Annotated in this window: 13 protein-coding genes; 12 read left to right on the top strand and 1 reads right to left on the bottom strand. The window is 37.5% G+C overall.

Annotated features, from left to right (window positions below; genetic code table 11):
* Nucleotides 1-200: 200 nt before the first annotated feature.
* From J0N78_RS05445 to yihA, 6 genes are all read left to right on the top strand, one after another.
* On the top strand, nucleotides 201-1244 hold the full coding sequence (locus tag J0N78_RS05445) for a tetratricopeptide repeat protein (RefSeq protein ID WP_209122009.1): 1044 nt from the start codon (nucleotides 201-203) through the stop codon (nucleotides 1242-1244).
* A gap of 111 nt (nucleotides 1245-1355) precedes the next feature.
* Nucleotides 1356-2651, top strand: coding sequence for a trigger factor (gene tig, locus J0N78_RS05440; RefSeq protein ID WP_209122008.1), 1296 nt, complete (start codon nucleotides 1356-1358; stop codon nucleotides 2649-2651).
* A gap of 477 nt (nucleotides 2652-3128) precedes the next feature.
* Nucleotides 3129-4394: an ATP-dependent protease ATP-binding subunit ClpX gene (gene clpX / locus J0N78_RS05435; RefSeq protein ID WP_209122007.1), complete on the top strand. Its 1266-nt coding sequence runs from the start codon at nucleotides 3129-3131 to the stop codon at nucleotides 4392-4394.
* Between the two features lie 196 nt (nucleotides 4395-4590).
* The gene (gene lonB, locus J0N78_RS05430; RefSeq protein WP_209122006.1) at nucleotides 4591-6264 is read left to right on the top strand and encodes an ATP-dependent protease LonB; all 1674 of its coding nucleotides are present in this window, start codon (nucleotides 4591-4593) and stop codon (nucleotides 6262-6264) included.
* A 308-nt stretch (nucleotides 6265-6572) separates the two neighbouring features.
* On the top strand, nucleotides 6573-8903 hold the full coding sequence (gene lon, locus J0N78_RS05425; protein ID WP_209122005.1) for an endopeptidase La: 2331 nt from the start codon (nucleotides 6573-6575) through the stop codon (nucleotides 8901-8903).
* Complete coding sequence (gene yihA / locus J0N78_RS05420; protein WP_209122004.1) at nucleotides 8900-9487, top strand: ribosome biogenesis GTP-binding protein YihA/YsxC; 588 nt, start codon at nucleotides 8900-8902, stop codon at nucleotides 9485-9487. The genes lon and yihA overlap by 4 nt, the downstream gene beginning before the upstream one ends.
* A gap of 331 nt (nucleotides 9488-9818) precedes the next feature.
* Here yihA and J0N78_RS05415 read toward each other — a convergent pair whose 3' ends face one another.
* Complete coding sequence (locus J0N78_RS05415; RefSeq protein ID WP_209122003.1) at nucleotides 9819-10295, bottom strand: LiaI-LiaF-like domain-containing protein; 477 nt, start codon at nucleotides 10293-10295, stop codon at nucleotides 9819-9821.
* A gap of 258 nt (nucleotides 10296-10553) precedes the next feature.
* Here J0N78_RS05415 and hemA point away from each other — a divergent pair, with 258 nt between their 5' ends.
* Genes hemA through hemL form a run of 6 tightly spaced genes read left to right on the top strand, consistent with a single transcriptional unit; the run spans nucleotide 10554 to nucleotide 16833 of the window.
* On the top strand, nucleotides 10554-11945 hold the full coding sequence (gene hemA, locus J0N78_RS05410) for a glutamyl-tRNA reductase (protein ID WP_209122002.1): 1392 nt from the start codon (nucleotides 10554-10556) through the stop codon (nucleotides 11943-11945).
* 32 nt (nucleotides 11946-11977) lie between these two features.
* Nucleotides 11978-12784: a cytochrome c biogenesis protein CcsA gene (gene ccsA, locus J0N78_RS05405; RefSeq protein ID WP_209122137.1), complete on the top strand. Its 807-nt coding sequence runs from the start codon at nucleotides 11978-11980 to the stop codon at nucleotides 12782-12784.
* A 47-nt stretch (nucleotides 12785-12831) separates the two neighbouring features.
* Nucleotides 12832-13764: a hydroxymethylbilane synthase gene (gene hemC / locus J0N78_RS05400; protein WP_209122001.1), complete on the top strand. Its 933-nt coding sequence runs from the start codon at nucleotides 12832-12834 to the stop codon at nucleotides 13762-13764.
* Complete coding sequence (locus tag J0N78_RS05395) at nucleotides 13764-14555, top strand: uroporphyrinogen-III synthase (protein WP_209122000.1); 792 nt, start codon at nucleotides 13764-13766, stop codon at nucleotides 14553-14555. The genes hemC and J0N78_RS05395 overlap by 1 nt, the downstream gene beginning before the upstream one ends.
* Nucleotides 14548-15528 (top strand): porphobilinogen synthase, encoded by a 981-nt coding sequence (hemB, locus tag J0N78_RS05390; RefSeq protein ID WP_209121999.1) that lies wholly within the window; start codon nucleotides 14548-14550, stop codon nucleotides 15526-15528. The genes J0N78_RS05395 and hemB overlap by 8 nt, the downstream gene beginning before the upstream one ends.
* An 18-nt stretch (nucleotides 15529-15546) precedes the next feature.
* Nucleotides 15547-16833 carry a glutamate-1-semialdehyde 2,1-aminomutase gene (gene hemL / locus J0N78_RS05385; RefSeq protein WP_209121998.1) on the top strand — a complete coding sequence of 429 codons (1287 nt, stop codon included), beginning with the start codon at nucleotides 15547-15549 and terminating at the stop codon, nucleotides 16831-16833.
* The last annotated feature ends 218 nt before the right edge of the window (nucleotides 16834-17051 follow it).

Genomic DNA, 17051 nt, shown 5'->3' with positions numbered 1-17051 from the left:
TAAAACGCATATTTATGTAACCGCTTCCAATGTGTTGTATAGATATACGATATTCTTCTAAAATCTGAATTTCATTAGAGTTAAGGTTAAGGTGAAACCTGGATTTTAAACCATTATCTACTAGAGAAGGTTTGTATTTCACCCTATGAACTGTTAGACTTATTAGTAAATGATCAATTTTCCAAGAGTGGAGCGTTCATATGAATGATGAAACGAAAAATAAAGAAAAAAATGTGATTCCATTTCCTGGAGTGGTTGAAAAACTAGTTGAGAAAGGAATGGCTGCTTTAAAGGAAAAACGTCTACAAGATGCACTAGATGATTTTCAACAAGCATTAAAACACGATCCAAACCACCATCAAGCTCGCTATGGAGTAGTTCTTACATATATTGAATTAGGCCAGCTTGACGAAGCTGTTGCTGAAAGTAAACGAATGCTACAGGAAGGAATTGGCGAATATTTTGATGTGTTACAAGTTCACGTATCACTATTAGTTCAACTAGCCTGTTATGAAGAGGTTGTCACGATGTTAGAAGCCGTTTTAGCAGAAGGAAAAGTCCCTTCAAGCCAGGCTGAAACGTTTTATCAATTGCTGCATTTTAGTCGACAAATGAGTGAGGATGATCACATTGTAGACGATACGATGATTAAACTGAAAGAAGCTGATGACGAGCCACCAATTGATCTATTAAACCAATTAGATGATTCAAATGTAAAAATACAATGGGCTGCCATTCAAAAATTAAAAAAACATAATCATCCTCTTGTCTTTGAAAAGTACATAGAATATCTTAAAGATGAAGAAAAAGATCTTGTTCTTAAAACCTTTATACTTCAAAATTTGAAAGATAAAAATGTAGAAGGACAAGTTGAAATTCGTAAATTAGGTCAAGTCGAATACATAAATCCACAAGAGTTGAATGATTTGTTTGAAAACCCATTTGGTCAAAAAGTAGCTACTATTATTACATACCATTTAGAACAAGAAAATCCGAGCTTAAAAGAAATGGTTCTACAGCTATGGTGGCAATATTTATTTGCGCTCGTACCTTTTTCTCCAAATCCAAAAGATGAATACATATGGGCAGGTGCTGTCCATTTAGTAGTTATGGAAAGTTTAGGTTCGGAGTTTGATGAAAAAGAAATTTCTGATCAATATAATGTAAATGTAAATGAGTTAGTTATGGCCGCTAATGAGCTCGTGGCCGTTGAAGAGCAGGTATTTCAAGGGATTGAGTTGTAATCGCCATTGAACTTTTCTTGAAATGCGTTACTATTATGTTATAATAGAATGGTTGTCAAGTATATATAATAGTCGGAATGAATGTTATTTGAAGTTGGAGGGAAATAATTAATGACTGCTAAATGGGAAAAACTAGAAGGTAACAACGGTGTCTTAACTGTAGAAGTTGACGCTGAAAAAGTAGATGTCGCTTTAAACGAAGCATTTAAAAAAGTAAGTAAAAAAGTAAACGTTCCTGGTTTCCGTAAAGGGAAAATTCCTCGTTCGTTATTCGAACAACGTTTTGGTGTAGAATCATTATACCAAGATGCATTAGATATTTTATTGCCTGAAGCATATATGGGTGCAGTACAAGAAACTGGAATTGAACCAGTAGATCGTCCTGACATTGATATTGAGCAAATGGAAAAAGGCTCAAACCTTATCTTTACAGCTAAAGTGGTAGTTAAGCCTGAAGTACAACTTGGTGACTACAAAGGCTTAGAGGTAGAAGCTGTTGATGCAACAGTTACAGACGAAGATGTAGAGGCAGAATTAAAGCAACTACAAGAGCGTCAAGCAGAGCTTGTTGTTGTTGAAGATGGTACTGTTGGTGAAGGTGATACAGCGGTTATTGATTTTGAAGGATTTATAGATGGAGAAGCATTCGAAGGTGGAAAAGGCGATAATTATCCATTAGAAATTGGTTCTAATCAATTTATTCCAGGATTTGAAGAACAGTTGATTGGGTTAAAGTCTGGTGAAGAGAAAGACGTAGAAGTGTCATTTCCAGAAGAATACCATTCAAAGGATTTAGCTGGAAAGGCTGCTACTTTCAAAGTAACAGTTCATGAAATTAAGCGTAAAGAACTTCCAGAGCTAAATGATGAGTTTGCTAAAGATGTAGATGAAGAAGTGGAAACACTTGAAGATTTAAAGAAAAACATCAAAGAAAAACTGGAAAAAGATAAAGCGCAACAAGCTGAGAACCAAAAGCGTGATAGTGTTGTTGAAAAAGCAGCAGAAAACGCAACAGTTGATATTCCAGCTGCGATGATTGAAACAGAAACTGATCGTATGCTTCAAGAGTTTGGACAACGCCTGCAAATGCAAGGAATGAACCTTGAAATGTATGCTCAATTTACAGGAACTGATGAAGCTGGTATGCGAGAACAGTTCAAAGCAGATGCTGAGAAACGAGTAAAAGTGAACTTAACATTAGAGGCAATTGCTCAAGCGGAAAACATCGAAGTTTCAGAAGAAGATGTTGAAAAAGAGCTTGAAAAAATGGCTGAGATGTACAAGCGTTCTGTAGAAGAAATTAAGTCTCTTCTTGCCGCTCAAGGTGGTACTAACGCAATTAAGGAAGACTTAAAAGTGCAAAAAGCAGTTGAGTTGCTAGTTGAAAACAGCAAAATTGTAGCATAATAAAGATGATCAAACAAGGCGCGAAGTTTCGTGCCTTGTTTTACATATCTACAGCCTTATAAAAATACAATGAAACGAAGTATGATTTTTGTCTTAGTTGAACAAGATGAATAGAAACGTCTCCTACATCAACTAATGGCTATACATATTTTTAAAACGGTAATACTAAGAAAGAGGATTTTTCATCATCAATCTTGAATGTACTAATAGCATAGAAATTTCAATCAACATCAATTTGTAAGGCAACTTCTTTTCGTTCAATACATAAGCTTTACTATTAACGCTTACTTATCATTTTGTGTTACAATGCTATACATAATTGGGGTAAATAGAGAATTTCTATAAAAATTACACTTATTTGATGACCTTTTTAGATTGAACAATCTTATTCATTCGTTGGCTATTGACGATTGTTATCGGTGAGCTAATAAATGGGAAAGGGCTTCTAAGTGGTACAATTCTGTAAGGGGTGATACGATGTTTAAATTTAATGATGAAAAAGGACAGTTGAAATGTTCTTTTTGTGGAAAAACACAAGATCAAGTTCGTAAACTAGTCGCAGGACCAGGCGTATATATATGTGATGAATGTATCGAATTATGTACGGAGATCGTAGAAGAAGAATTAGGGACAGAAGAAGAAGTTGAGTTTCAAGAAGTTCCTAAGCCTCATGAAATCCGTGAAATTTTAGATGACTATGTCATTGGTCAAGATCATGCGAAAAAATCTCTTTCTGTAGCTGTATATAATCATTACAAACGTATTAATTCACTCGGCAAATCAACAGAAGAAGTTGAATTAGCCAAAAGTAATATTGCGCTAATTGGCCCTACAGGTAGTGGTAAAACGTTGCTTGCACAAACGTTAGCGCGAATTTTAAATGTTCCTTTTGCAATCGCAGATGCAACTTCATTAACTGAGGCAGGTTACGTAGGGGAAGATGTTGAGAACATTCTTTTGAAGTTAATTCAAGCAGCAGATTATGACGTGGAGAAAGCAGAAAAAGGAATAATTTATATTGATGAGATTGATAAAGTAGCACGTAAATCAGAAAACCCATCCATTACTCGTGATGTTTCTGGTGAAGGTGTTCAACAAGCATTACTCAAAATTCTTGAAGGAACGACAGCTAGTGTGCCTCCACAAGGTGGAAGAAAGCATCCGCATCAAGAATTCATTCAAATTGATACGACAAATATTTTATTTATTTGTGGTGGAGCATTTGATGGCATTGAACAAATTATTAAACGACGCTTAGGTAAAAAAGTGATTGGTTTTGGCTCAGACACGAAACAGGAGGACTTAAAACCAGGTGAATATTTGACCAAAGTTCTTCCAGAAGACTTATTACGTTTTGGCTTAATTCCAGAGTTTATTGGTCGGTTGCCGGTTATCTCAAGTTTAGAGCCTTTAGATGAAGGAGCGCTTATTGAAATTTTAACAAAGCCGAAAAACGCATTAGTTAAACAATATCAAAAATTGTTAGAGATGGATGAAGTAGAACTTGAATTCACAGAAGAAGCGTTGAGTGCAATTGCAAAAAAAGCAATTGAAAGAAAAACAGGTGCTCGCGGTCTTCGTTCGATTATTGAAGGAATTATGCTTGATGTCATGTTCGATTTGCCATCACGAGAAGATATTGCAAAATGTGTCATTACGAAAGAAGCCGTAGAAGACAATCAAATGCCAAAACTCCTTACAAAAGACGGAAATGAAATCGAAGTTCCTAAAGAAAGTGCATAAAGAGAAAGAGCAGAAGCTGGCATTTTTACGTCAGCTTCTTTTGATTTATCCCGGTGTCAGGCACCTTTTACGGAGTACAGTGTTAATGGTGCCTGACACTGTATTAACAGAAATAGGCAAGTTTTTTTGTGTTTACCCCTACACTCATCAGGCATACTAAAAGAAAATGGCATACATAAAACAGGGGGGTACTCAGATGAATTGGACAGGAATAGCACTGTTAATACAATTAGTTTTCGGAATGATTATTGGCCTCTACTTTTGGAATTTATTAAAAAGTCAACGCAATCAAAAAACATCAGTGGATAAAGAGTCTCGTAAAGAAATGGAGCATTTAAGAAAACTGAAATCAATAACATTAAGTGAACCTTTGTCAGAACGAGTTCGTCCTGGAAATTTTGATGAAATTGTAGGGCAAAAAGAAGGTATCCGAGCATTAAGAGCTGCTCTATGTGGTCCCAATCCTCAGCATGTAATCGTTTATGGGCCTCCAGGGGTCGGGAAAACCGCTGCAGCCCGCCTCGTTTTAGAAGAAGCAAAGAAAAATGAAAAAACACCTTTTAAACAAGATGCTGTGTTCGTAGAATTAGACGGTACGACTGCAAGGTTTGATGAGCGAGGAATTGCGGATCCTTTAATAGGTTCAGTTCACGATCCAATCTATCAAGGAGCCGGTGCAATGGGGCAAGCGGGGATTCCGCAACCTAAACAAGGGGCGGTTACAAAAGCTCATGGTGGTGTGTTATTCATTGACGAAATAGGAGAACTACATCCAATCCAATTAAATAAATTATTAAAAGTACTAGAAGACCGTAAAGTATTTTTAGAAAGCGCTTATTATAATGAAGACAATCAAAATATTCCAAGACATATTCATGAAATTTTCCAAAAAGGACTTCCCGCGGACTTTCGATTAATTGGCGCAACAACAAGAAATCCGCAAGAGCTTCCACCAGCATTGCGCTCGCGGTGTCTAGAAGTTTATTTTAGAGCATTAACTCAAGAAGAGATTGTAACAATTGCCAAAAAAGCTGTTAATAAAATTGGCTATGAAGTAGAAGAAGGTGTGCTTGAAAAAATTGGTGGTTATGCGACAAATGGACGTGAAGCTGTAAATGTTATTCAAATCTCAGCAGGTATTGCTACCGGCGAAGATAGAAGATTAATCACGCTTGCAGATGTTGAATGGGTCATTCAATCAAGTCAATTATCTCCTCGACCAGAACGCAAAATTTACCCAGAGCCACAAGTGGGTATCGTTAATGGTTTAGCAGTATTTGGTCCTAACCTCGGGGCGTTAATGGAAATCGAAGTAAATGTTATTTCCGTATCTAAAGGTAAAGGCACGATTAACGTAACTGGAATAGCTGAAGAGGAGAGTACTGGAAGCCAAGCAAGATCCATTCGTCGAAAGAGTATGGCTAAAGGCTCTGTTGAAAATGTTGTTACGGTACTAAGAAAGATGGGAATTCCTACAAATGATTATGACATCCATGTGAATTTTCCAGGGGGGACACCAGTTGATGGACCTTCTGCAGGTATAGCCATTGCAACAGGTATATATTCAGCAATTAAAGAAATAAAAATTAATAACAAAGTAGCGTTAACCGGTGAGCTTGGCATTCACGGAACAGTGAAACCAATTGGTGGCGTTGTTGCAAAAGTAGAAGCGGCTATCCAAGCAGGCGCTGAAATCGTGATTATACCAAAAGATAATGAGCAAGCTATTTTAAAGGAATTAGGAGAAGTCAATATCCTTCCTGTTTCCACGATTGAAGAAGTATTTGATATAGCACTACTACAGGAAAATACAGAAGAAGAAGTCATTCCTGCAAGCGGGGCTATTGCCTCTCCAGCTGCTTCAGTCTAACAGAATAAAAGGTGTCTGACTCCTTTAATGGAGGAAGGTGTCAGGCACCTTTAATGAGGTAAAGAGATGACTTTTGTTAGGGTGAAGTTTAAAGAAGCAAATAAGTCATCAGCCGCTCCTTCATTTGTACATAGATCCACATGAACTAAGATTAGACAAAGATAAGGCAATAGGATAGAATTGTATAAAGAAATCTTGGTAAACATTTCTACATATTTTTTAGTAATTAAGAACTAATCCTATCGTTCATTGTGAACATCTCCATAGGTTTGGGATCGATAAACTATGGTGGTCGGAGGTGCTATTTAATGGTTGAAAAAAATAATAGAATAATTCCACTTTTACCGTTACGAGGACTACTTGTATTTCCAACAATGGTCCTACATTTAGACGTTGGAAGAGAAAAATCCGTCAATGCGTTAGAAAAAGTAATGTTAGAAGATCACGAAATTTTACTTTCAACTCAAAAAGAAATATCAATAGATGAACCAGGTGAGGATGAGATTTATCCGATCGGTACATTGGCTAAAGTAAAGCAAATGTTGAAACTTCCAAACGGTACAATCCGTGTACTCGTTGAAGGACTTCACCGCGCAAAAATTGAACGCTTTACTGAAAATGATGAAATGTTTGAAGTTGAAATCACCCTTCTTGATGAGGAATATATGGAAAATCATCTTGAGGAAAAAGCATTGATGCGAAATACGCTTAATCAGTTTGAACAATATATTAAACTGTCGAAGAAAATCTCAAATGAAACGTTAGCATCAGTTACAGATATTACAGAACCAGAAAGACTTTCAGATGTTATTGCGTCACATTTACCATTGAAAATTGCAGAAAAACAAGAGTTACTTGAGATGACGTCTGTCAAAGGACGTTTAACAAAAATCATTGAAATTTTAAATAATGAGAAAGAAGTGTTAGGTCTCGAGAAAAAGATCGGTCAACGTGTAAAGAAATCTATGGAAAAGACTCAGAAGGAATATTATCTTCGTGAGCAAATGAAAGCTATCCAAAAAGAGTTAGGCGATAAAGAAGGTCGTTCAGGAGAAGTCGCTTCGTTACGCGAAAAAATCATTGAAGCCAATATGCCAGAAAATATTGAAGCTAAAGCATTAAAAGAGTTAGATCGATATGAAAAAATGCCTGCATCATCTGCAGAAAGTTCAGTCATTCGTAATTATATCGACTGGCTATTAAATCTACCATGGACAAGGGAAACTGAAGATTTATTAGATATTAAGCATGCAGAAACCATTTTAAATGAGGATCATTACGGACTTGAAAAAGTAAAAGAACGTGTGCTTGAATATTTAGCGGTACAGCAATTAACGAAGGAATTGAAAGGACCAATCCTTTGTTTAGCTGGCCCTCCAGGAGTCGGTAAAACCTCTTTAGCAAGATCTATAGCCCGTTCACTAAACAGGGAATTTGTTCGGATTTCACTAGGTGGCGTTCGTGATGAGGCAGAAATTCGTGGACACCGTCGTACGTATGTTGGGGCTATGCCTGGTCGAGTGATTCAAGGAATGAAAAAAGCGGGTTCAATTAATCCTGTATTCCTATTAGATGAAATTGACAAGATGGCATCGGACTTTCGGGGAGATCCTTCAGCTGCATTATTAGAAGTATTAGATCCTGAACAAAATAATTCATTTAGTGATCACTTTGTCGAAGAACCGTATAACCTTTCGAAAGTGATGTTTGTAACGACAGCAAACAATATCGGTACGATTCCAGGACCATTACTTGATCGTATGGAAATTATTTCAATTCCTGGCTATACCGAGATAGAAAAACAACATATTGCCAAAGAATATTTATTACCAAAGCAAGTGAAAGAGCACGGACTAACAAAAGGTAAGCTTCAGGTAAAAGATGAAGCGATCTTAAAAGTCATTCGATATTATACAAGAGAAGCTGGAGTCCGTAATCTTGAACGCCAAATGGCGACCTTATGCCGAAAAGCTGCTAAAGTGTTAGTTTCAGGTGATAAGAAGCGAGTCGTTGTGACAGGTAAGACAGTTGAAGAAATGCTCGGAAAACCGAGGTTTAGATATGGAATGGCGGAAGTCGAAGATCAAGTAGGGGCAGCTACAGGCCTTGCGTATACAACTGCTGGTGGCGACACTCTTTCGATTGAAGTATCCGTAGTACCAGGCAAAGGAAGTTTAATCCTAACTGGGAAACTTGGTGACGTTATGAAAGAATCGGCACAAGCAGCATTTAGCTATATTCGCTCACGCTCAACAGAGTTAGAAGTAGATCCTAGCTTCCATGAGAAGAATGATATTCATATCCATGTTCCAGAAGGAGCAACACCGAAAGATGGACCATCAGCTGGAATTACGATGGCAACAGCTCTCGTTTCAGCTCTAACTGGAAGAGTAGTTAAAAAAGAGGTCGGTATGACAGGGGAAATTACCCTACGTGGTCGTGTATTACCAATTGGTGGACTCAAAGAAAAGTCAATGAGTGCCCATAGAGCCGGATTAAAAACGATCATCATACCGAAAGATAATGAAAAGGATTTAGAGGACATCCCACAAAGTGTGCGTGAAGATCTTAATTTTATTGCAGTATCACATTTAGATGAAGTTCTCAAAGTTGCGTTGGGAGAGAAAAAACAAAAATGAAAGTAACTAAAGCAGAATTAGGCACAGTAGCCGTTAAACCTGAACAATATCCAACTACAGACCTACCTGAGTTTGCCTTAGCTGGACGTTCAAATGTCGGAAAATCGTCATTTATTAATAAAATGTTAAATCGAAAAAAACTGGCGAGAACGTCTCAACGACCAGGGAAAACGCAAACACTCAATTTTTATATGATTAATGAAATATTGTACTTTGTGGATGTTCCGGGATATGGATTTGCAAAAGTATCTAAAAAGGACCGTGAAGCTTGGGGCAAAATGATTGAAACTTACATCCAAAGTCGTGAGCAACTAAAAGCTGTCATCCAAATTATTGATATTCGCCACGAGCCTTCAAAGGATGACCGAACAATGTATGAATGGTTGAAGCATTTTGAAATCCCGGTGATCCTAATTGCAACTAAAGCTGATAAAATTCCAAAAGGAAAATGGGATAAACACTGTAAAATTATCCGAGAAGTTCTAAATAAAGACGATAACGATCCACTAATCGTCTTTTCCTCGGAAACAGCCCAAGGAAAAGAAGAAACATGGAATACAATCTTAGGTTATATGAAAAATTAACGATAAATAGCAGTAATAGACGAAAAGCACAAGGATTTTTAGAAATCCTTGTGCTTTTATGAATCAATTACAACTTAGCAGCCATCTTTTAAAGATTAACTTAAGATATATCGGTCTAATTCTAGATATATCAGTTCTAACTGACAATATATCGGTCTAATTCTAGATATATCAGTTCTAACTGACAATATATCGGTCTAACTCACAATATAACAGCCTTATTCCAGATTAACCGCTTGAACTACAAAAAAATATATAATAAGCCAAGTTAAAACACTCTAACTCCCATTTCATCGACCTATACAAAATCATCGTAACCACCAATACTGGGTTACTTTCTACGGAAAATAAGAAACAAACCAATCGCGATTAATAAGAGTGGCCAAAACCCTTCAAAAAAATCGAAAAAGGACATGAACCAATCCATAACATCGGAGGGAAAAAAACCGAAGCCTGAAATAGTAAGAAGAATAATAGCAGGAACAAGACCGTCTCTTTTCGTCCGTAAATATAAAAGCAAAAATGCAACACCGACAATTAAAGTAAACATCGCCCAGTGATGCGGCCAAAAAGAAAACAACACCATCGCATGAAAGTGAACCCCTAAACCGACGAGTAGAAAGCCAGGAAAAATTGTTCCCGAATCATGTCCTAAATACGATTGAAAAAGAAAAGCGATGCCAATTATTAAGAGAATAGAAGGCCAAGTTAATAACTGCTTTGTAAATGGGAAGTCGAACTGCTGAAGAAGAAAGTACAAACCGACACCGATAAAAAGAATGCCAGGAAAAATTCCTTGTTTTTTCATAAAATCACCGACTCCTTTCATATATTCTATTGTGTTTGGATATGCTAGAAATAAATTTACAACTTTTTACTATAACCATAAACTTCTACCAAGTAATCAAGACAATACCATCATAATATCATACGCTTTCATCATCTGTTCACAATTTTTTTTGGTGTAGTAAAAAAAAGCATGTTATAATAAGGACAATGTATGTCGGAAAAGAGAGAGAATTCCCGATAATTTATAGATAGGACGTAGTGGGGGTGAAGTGTTACCATGCATATTTTAGTTGTCGGATTAAATTATAAAACAGCCCCTGTAGAAATTCGTGAACGGTTTGCGTTTCCAGCAGGAGAACTTCCACAGGCGCTTCATCAGTTACGTAACATGAAAAGTATTTTAGAATGTACGATTGTGTCAACCTGTAACCGAACTGAAATTTATGTTGTTTCGGATCAATTGCATACAGGTCGTCACTTTACGAAAGTCTTTTTATCTGAGTGGTTTAATCTAGCGCGTGAAGAATTCACTAGCTATTTAGATATACGTGAAGATGAGCATGCTATAGAACATCTTTTACGAGTAACCTGTGGATTGGATTCTATGATTTTAGGGGAAACTCAAATTCTTGGGCAAATCAAAGACAGCTTTTTATTAGCACAAGAAAATGGCGCAACAGGAACGATTTTTAACCACTTATTCAAACAAGCAGTGACACTTGCAAAACGTGCTCATTCTGAGACTGAGATCGGAAATAATGCAGTTTCTGTTAGCTATGCGGCAGTTGAATTAGGTAAAAATATTTTTGGTGATTTTAAAAACAAACACGTGCTAATCCTTGGCGCAGGGAAAATGAGTGAACTAACGGCCAAGCATTTACATGCAAACGGGGCAAGTCAGATCACGGTTATTAACCGCACAGAAGCGAAGGCTGCAGAGTTAGCAGAACGTTTCTTAGGAACATCTCGTCCGATGGAACAGTTAGTAGACGCCCTTATTGATGCTGATATTTTAATTAGTTCTACTGGAGCAAAAGACTATGTGATTACACCAAGTGTTGCGAAACATGCGCTGAAAAAACGAAAAGGCCGCCCATTATTTATGGTCGATATCGCTGTACCTCGTGATCTAGATCCAGCCTTGGCTGATTTTGATGATATCTACTTATATGATATCGATGACCTAGAAGGGATTGTACAGTCCAATTTAGCAGAGCGTAAAAAAGAAGCTGAAAAGATTGAACTTATGATTGAAGAAGAAATTGTTGCGTTTAATAATTGGTTAAACACATTAGGTGTTGTTCCGTTAATTTCTGCATTGCGAACAAAAGCATTAGCCATTCAAGCTGAAACAATGGACAGCCTTGTTCGAAAACTTCCAGATTTAACAGAACGTGATAAAAAAGTGTTAAGTAAGCATACAAAAAGTATCATCAATCAATTACTAAAAGAGCCAATTACTAGAGTGAAAGAACTAGCTGGTGAAGAAGATGCGACACGTTCGCTTGAATTATTTATGAAGATTTTTGCACTTGAAGAAGAATTAGCGGAGCAAAAAATAAAGGAAGAAGAAAAGCTGCGTATTGAAATGGCTGAACTTCAGTGGGATAAGAAGAAAACTGAAGTTGCACAATATACAAATGTAAAAGGTGTTGCTGTACGCTCCTAAGGAGGAGTCTTCGTTTGATCAGTTTAAATTGGATGTATCTTTTAACGGTTATTTTATATAGTTTGAGTGTCTTAGGATACTTCTTTGATTTCATACAAAACAACCGGAAGGTCAACCAAATGGCCTTCTGGTTGCTTTCTATTGTCTGGGTTTTACAAACCTCTTTTTTTATTTTACGAACGCTAGAAGTTAATCGCTTTCCAGTTCTTACAACATTTGAAGGGCTATTTTTTTATGCTTGGCTTCTCGTTACGTTATCACTAATCATTAATTGGCGCTTTCGAGTAGACTTTCTCGTCCTTTTTACGAATGTAGTCGGTTTTATTTTAATGTCTTTGAGTGTGTTTACACCGACCGGCGATATTCCAGCAGAACTTTCCCAACTATTAATATCTGAGCTATTGATCATACACGTCATACTCATTTTACTTTCATATGCCGCTTTTACATTGTCTTTTGTTTTTGCGCTAATGTATGTCATACAACACCAAATGTTAAAGCGAAAACTTTGGGGAAAGCGTCTTATCCGATTTGGTAACTTAGTAAAGCTAGATAAACTCTCTTATATTAGCGCTCTATTTGCTTTTCCCTTACTGCTTCTTGGAATTATTCTTGGCTTTATATGGGCGTCGATACAGTTAGGGCAACTTCCTTGGCTTGATGCAAAAGTCATTAGCTCACTTATCGTTCTTGCCATGTATGGATATTACTTATATCAACGGGCTGTAAAAAATGCAAAGGGTTATTTAATGGCACTAACGAATATCGCGACCTTTTTACTTGTATTAATTAACTATTTCTTATCAAGTAGTTTTTCAAACTTTCATCTATGGTATTAAATTCAGTATAATGTGTGTAGGAAAACGAACACAATTGGAGGAAACGAATGAGAAAAATAGTGATCGGCTCAAGAAAAAGTCAACTTGCTTTAACCCAAACGAATTGGGTGATCGAGCAATTGAAAAAGACTAAGCTTCCTTATGAATTTGAAGTGAAAAAGATCGTCACAAAAGGTGACCAAATTTTAGATGTTACATTGTCAAAAGTGGGCGGGAAAGGGTTATTTGTTAAAGAAATTGAACAAGCGATGAGCGATAAAGAAATAGATGTCGCTGTTCATAGTATGAAAGATGTACCTTCGGAGTTGCCAGAAGGCTTTACATTAGCTGCAGTAACAAAGCGCGTCGATCCACGTGATGCATTTATTTCAAACGATCATGTTAAACTAGATGAACTTCCTGCAGGTGCGATTGTTGGAACGAGTAGTTTACGTCGGTCAGCACAAATTTTAGCTCATCGCCCAGATTTAGAAGTTCAGTGGATCCGTGGGAATATCGATACAAGACTTCGTAAATTAAAAGAAGAAAACTTCGATGCCATTATTTTAGCTGCTGCAGGGCTAAAGCGTATGGGATGGTCGGATGATGTTGTCACTGAATATTTAGAGCCTGAAATTTGTATCCCTGCTGTTGGTCAAGGAGCATTAGGAATTGAATGCCGCGCAGACGATCAAGAAGTTATTGATCTCTTGCAACATCTAAATGACGAAGTAACAGCACGTACGGTAGCAGCAGAGCGAGCTTTCCTTCATAAAATTGAAGGAGGGTGTCAGGTACCAATTGCTGCTTATGCTACGCTTGAAGAAAATAATAATGTAAAAATTACCGCATTAGTCGGCTCCCCTGATGGTAAAACGATCCTTCATGAAACATTGATAGGAACTCATCCTCAAGATCTTGGAGAGTTAGCCGCTCAAAAGTTACTGGATAAGGGAGCAAAAGACATTTTAACTAAAGTGAAGAAAGAGCTTGATCAATAATGACAGCGGAGCTTCCTCTTGCAGGGGTTACGATCGGAATAACGAGAGCTCAGGAACAGTCTCGCTCTTTGATTCAACGAATAGAAGCACTGGGAGGAACGGCTGTAGCTGTTCCGCTCCTTGCGTTTCAAGCAGCAAAAGATAAGCGTAAAATTTTAGACAAATTGACGCAATTACATACATATGATTGGATCATTCTAACGAGTGCAAATGGTGTCCACTTTTTTCTAAAGGATGTTCAAGAGACGAACATGCTATCTATTTTAGAATCAAAAAAAATAGCTGTTGTTGGAAGAAAAACATCCGCAGTCCTTCAAGACTATGGTATAGAAGCTAATCTACTTCCTAAAAATTTCGTCGCTGAAGATTTATTACAAGAATTACAAGCCAACTTACATAAAACAAGCCGAGTATTAATCGTAAAAGGTAATTTATCACGCGATGTAATCTATGAAGGTCTAAAAAGAAACGGATTTTCCGTTGACGAAATCACAGTCTATGAAACGATTGAAAATGAGGAAGCTGAAGAGAAGCTATTGCAGGTGCTCACTGAACAAAAGCTCGACTATTTTACATTTACTAGTCCATCGTCTGTCAATCATTTTGTTAATATCTTATACAAACATTCAATTCCATTGAAGCACAACCTCACTTTTGTTTGTATTGGCCCGATTACTGCTCAAGCAGCGCAACATGCAAAATTGCATCCACTTCTTGTAGCTGGGGAATATACAACAGAAGGAATGATCCAAGAAATTATTGAACATATTAGGAGGCAAAAACATGTCTGAATTATTTTTCCGTCGCCACCGTAGATTACGTAGTTCTGCTTCAGTTAGATCCATGGTTCGAGAAACACATTTACATACTGAAGATTTAATCTATCCAATATTTGTTGTTGAAGGGAAACAGGTCCGTAATGAAGTTCCATCGATGCCTGGTGTTTTTCATTTATCACTTGATCTTCTAAATGATGAAGTCAATGAAGTCGTCGATTTAGGAATCCCAGCAATTATCGTATTCGGTGTACCGAATGAGAAAGATGATGTCGGGTCATCCGCGTACCATGACCACGGTATTGTTCAAAAAGCGATTCGACAAATTAAAGAAGTACATCCTGATCTAACTGTTATTGCAGATACATGTCTTTGTCAGTTTACGGACCATGGCCATTGTGGTGTGATTGAAGAAGGGAAAATTTTAAATGATCCAACATTAGATTTACTTGCTAAAACAGCCGTTTCTCAAGCTGAAGCAGGAGCTGATATTATTGCACCTTCAAATATGATGGACGGTTTCGTTGCAGCAATACGCCACGGCTTAGATGAAGCTGGATATCATGATGTGCCGATTATGTCCTATGCAGTTAAATATGCTTCTAGCTATTATGGTCCATTCCGTGATGCGGCGCATTCTTCACCAAAGTTTGGAGATCGCAAAACGTATCAAATGGACCCGGCAAATCGACTTGAAGCACTGCGTGAGGCAGAATCAGATATGAATGAAGGAGCTGATTTTCTCATTGTGAAACCAGCTCTATCCTATTTAGATATCATTCGCGAAGTAAAAGATTTTTCAGGATTTCCTATCGTTGCATACAACGTGAGTGGCGAGTATTCGATGATAAAAGCAGCTGCACAAAATGGCTGGATCGATGAGAAGAGCATTGTACTCGAAACGTTAACGAGCATGAAGCGTGCAGGTGCAGACTTAATTTTAACGTACTTTGCAAAAGATGTTGTACGTTGGTTAAATGAAAAATAAACGATAGAGGTGAAGCAATTGAGGACCTATGAAAAGTCACAAGCAGCGTTTTCAGAAGCAAAACCACTAATGCCAGGTGGAGTAAACAGTCCTGTTCGTGCATTTAAGTCAGTAAAGATGGATCCTGTGTTTATGGAACGAGGAGAAGGAGCCCGCATATACGATATCGATGACAATGAGTATATCGATTATGTATTATCGTGGGGACCGCTCATTTTAGGTCATGCTGATGATCAAGTCGTTGAAGCACTTAAAAAATCAGTTGAAAAAGGAACGAGCTTTGGTGCACCAAGTGAGCTCGAAACTAAACTTGCACAGCTTGTTATTGAACGAGTGCCTTCAATCGAAGTCGTACGTATGGTCAACTCTGGAACAGAAGCAACAATGAGTGCGTTACGTCTAGCTCGAGGGTATACAGGAAGAAATAAAATCGTTAAGTTTGAAGGTTGTTATCACGGACATGGTGATTCTTTATTAATTAAAGCAGGTTCTGGAGTTGCAACGCTTGGGTTACCTGATAGCCCTGGAGTTCCAGAAGCAGTAGCTCAAAATACGTTAACGGTTCCTTATAATGATCTAGAAAGCTTGAAATTAGCCTTTGAAAAATTTGGTGATGATATTGCGGGTGTAATTTTAGAGCCTGTCGCTGGAAACATGGGTGTGGTTCCACCAGAGCCTGGATTTTTAGAGGCTGTTCGTGAAATTACACACGACCATGGAAGCTTACTTATATTTGATGAAGTTATGACAGGCTTCCGTGTTGGGTATAACTGTGCACAAGGTGAGTTTGGGATAACTCCGGATTTAACGTGCTTAGGAAAAGTAATTGGTGGCGGCTTACCAGTTGGTGCTTATGGTGGACGTCGTGAAATTATGGAACAAATTGCTCCAGCAGGCCCAATTTACCAAGCTGGAACGTTATCAGGAAATCCACTGGCAATGACGGCTGGATATGAAACATTATCGCAACTGAAGCCTGAACATTATAATGAGTTTAACCGTCTCGGTAAACGACTTGCAGAAGGGCTCTCAGCAGCAGCAACTAAGCATGAGATCCCTCATACTACAAGTCAGGCAGGATCGATGGTTGGATTTTTCTTTACGGATCAGCCTGTGAAGAATTTTGCGACAGCTTCAACATCGAACCTAGATTTTTTTGCTGCTTATTTTAAGGAAATGCTTAATCAAGGTATATCTTTACCGCCTTCACAGTTTGAAGGAATGTTCTTATCGACAAAGCATACGGAAAAAGACATCGATGATACAATTGCAGCAGCAGAAATCGCTTTCTCTAAATTAAAATAGTTCATACAGTCGCTTATATCGAGAGTAAAAGTCCAATTATTAAGCAAAAGCTCAGATTTAGAACTGAGCTTTTGCTTTTTTCAGTGTGATCCATGCGTATTGTACGTAAAGGCTAAATAAAGATGCAGCTAACTCTGAAAATATCAATCTAATTCGGAATATATCGTACCTAATTCAGAATATATCTCATCTAACTCAAAATATATCTCATCTAATTT

This window comes from Alkalihalobacillus sp. BA299, from assembly GCF_017745675.1.
In the GTDB taxonomy this organism is placed as follows: Bacteria; Bacillota; Bacilli; order Bacillales; family Bacillaceae_F; genus Alkalihalobacterium.
Note: the sequence above shows the minus strand (reverse complement) of the source record. Positions and strands in the feature narration are given on the sequence as shown.

Excerpts from the sequence above, each read along its gene's own strand:
- ccsA (WP_209122137.1), top strand. The coding sequence starts at position 11,978 with ATGTATCTTTTAACGGTTATTTTATATAGTTTGAGTGTCTTAGGATAC.
- lon (WP_209122005.1), top strand. The coding sequence starts at position 6,573 with ATGGTTGAAAAAAATAATAGAATAATTCCACTTTTACCGTTACGAGGA.
- J0N78_RS05445 (WP_209122009.1), top strand. The coding sequence starts at position 201 with ATGAATGATGAAACGAAAAATAAAGAAAAAAATGTGATTCCATTTCCT.
- hemA (WP_209122002.1), top strand. The coding sequence starts at position 10,554 with ATGCATATTTTAGTTGTCGGATTAAATTATAAAACAGCCCCTGTAGAA.
- lonB (WP_209122006.1), top strand. The coding sequence starts at position 4,591 with ATGAATTGGACAGGAATAGCACTGTTAATACAATTAGTTTTCGGAATG.
- hemC (WP_209122001.1), top strand. The coding sequence starts at position 12,832 with ATGAGAAAAATAGTGATCGGCTCAAGAAAAAGTCAACTTGCTTTAACC.
- clpX (WP_209122007.1), top strand. The coding sequence starts at position 3,129 with ATGTTTAAATTTAATGATGAAAAAGGACAGTTGAAATGTTCTTTTTGT.
- J0N78_RS05415 (WP_209122003.1), bottom strand. The coding sequence starts at position 10,295 with ATGAAAAAACAAGGAATTTTTCCTGGCATTCTTTTTATCGGTGTCGGT.
- yihA (WP_209122004.1), top strand. The coding sequence starts at position 8,900 with ATGAAAGTAACTAAAGCAGAATTAGGCACAGTAGCCGTTAAACCTGAA.
- hemB (WP_209121999.1), top strand. The coding sequence starts at position 14,548 with ATGTCTGAATTATTTTTCCGTCGCCACCGTAGATTACGTAGTTCTGCT.
- tig (WP_209122008.1), top strand. The coding sequence starts at position 1,356 with ATGACTGCTAAATGGGAAAAACTAGAAGGTAACAACGGTGTCTTAACT.
- J0N78_RS05395 (WP_209122000.1), top strand. The coding sequence starts at position 13,764 with ATGACAGCGGAGCTTCCTCTTGCAGGGGTTACGATCGGAATAACGAGA.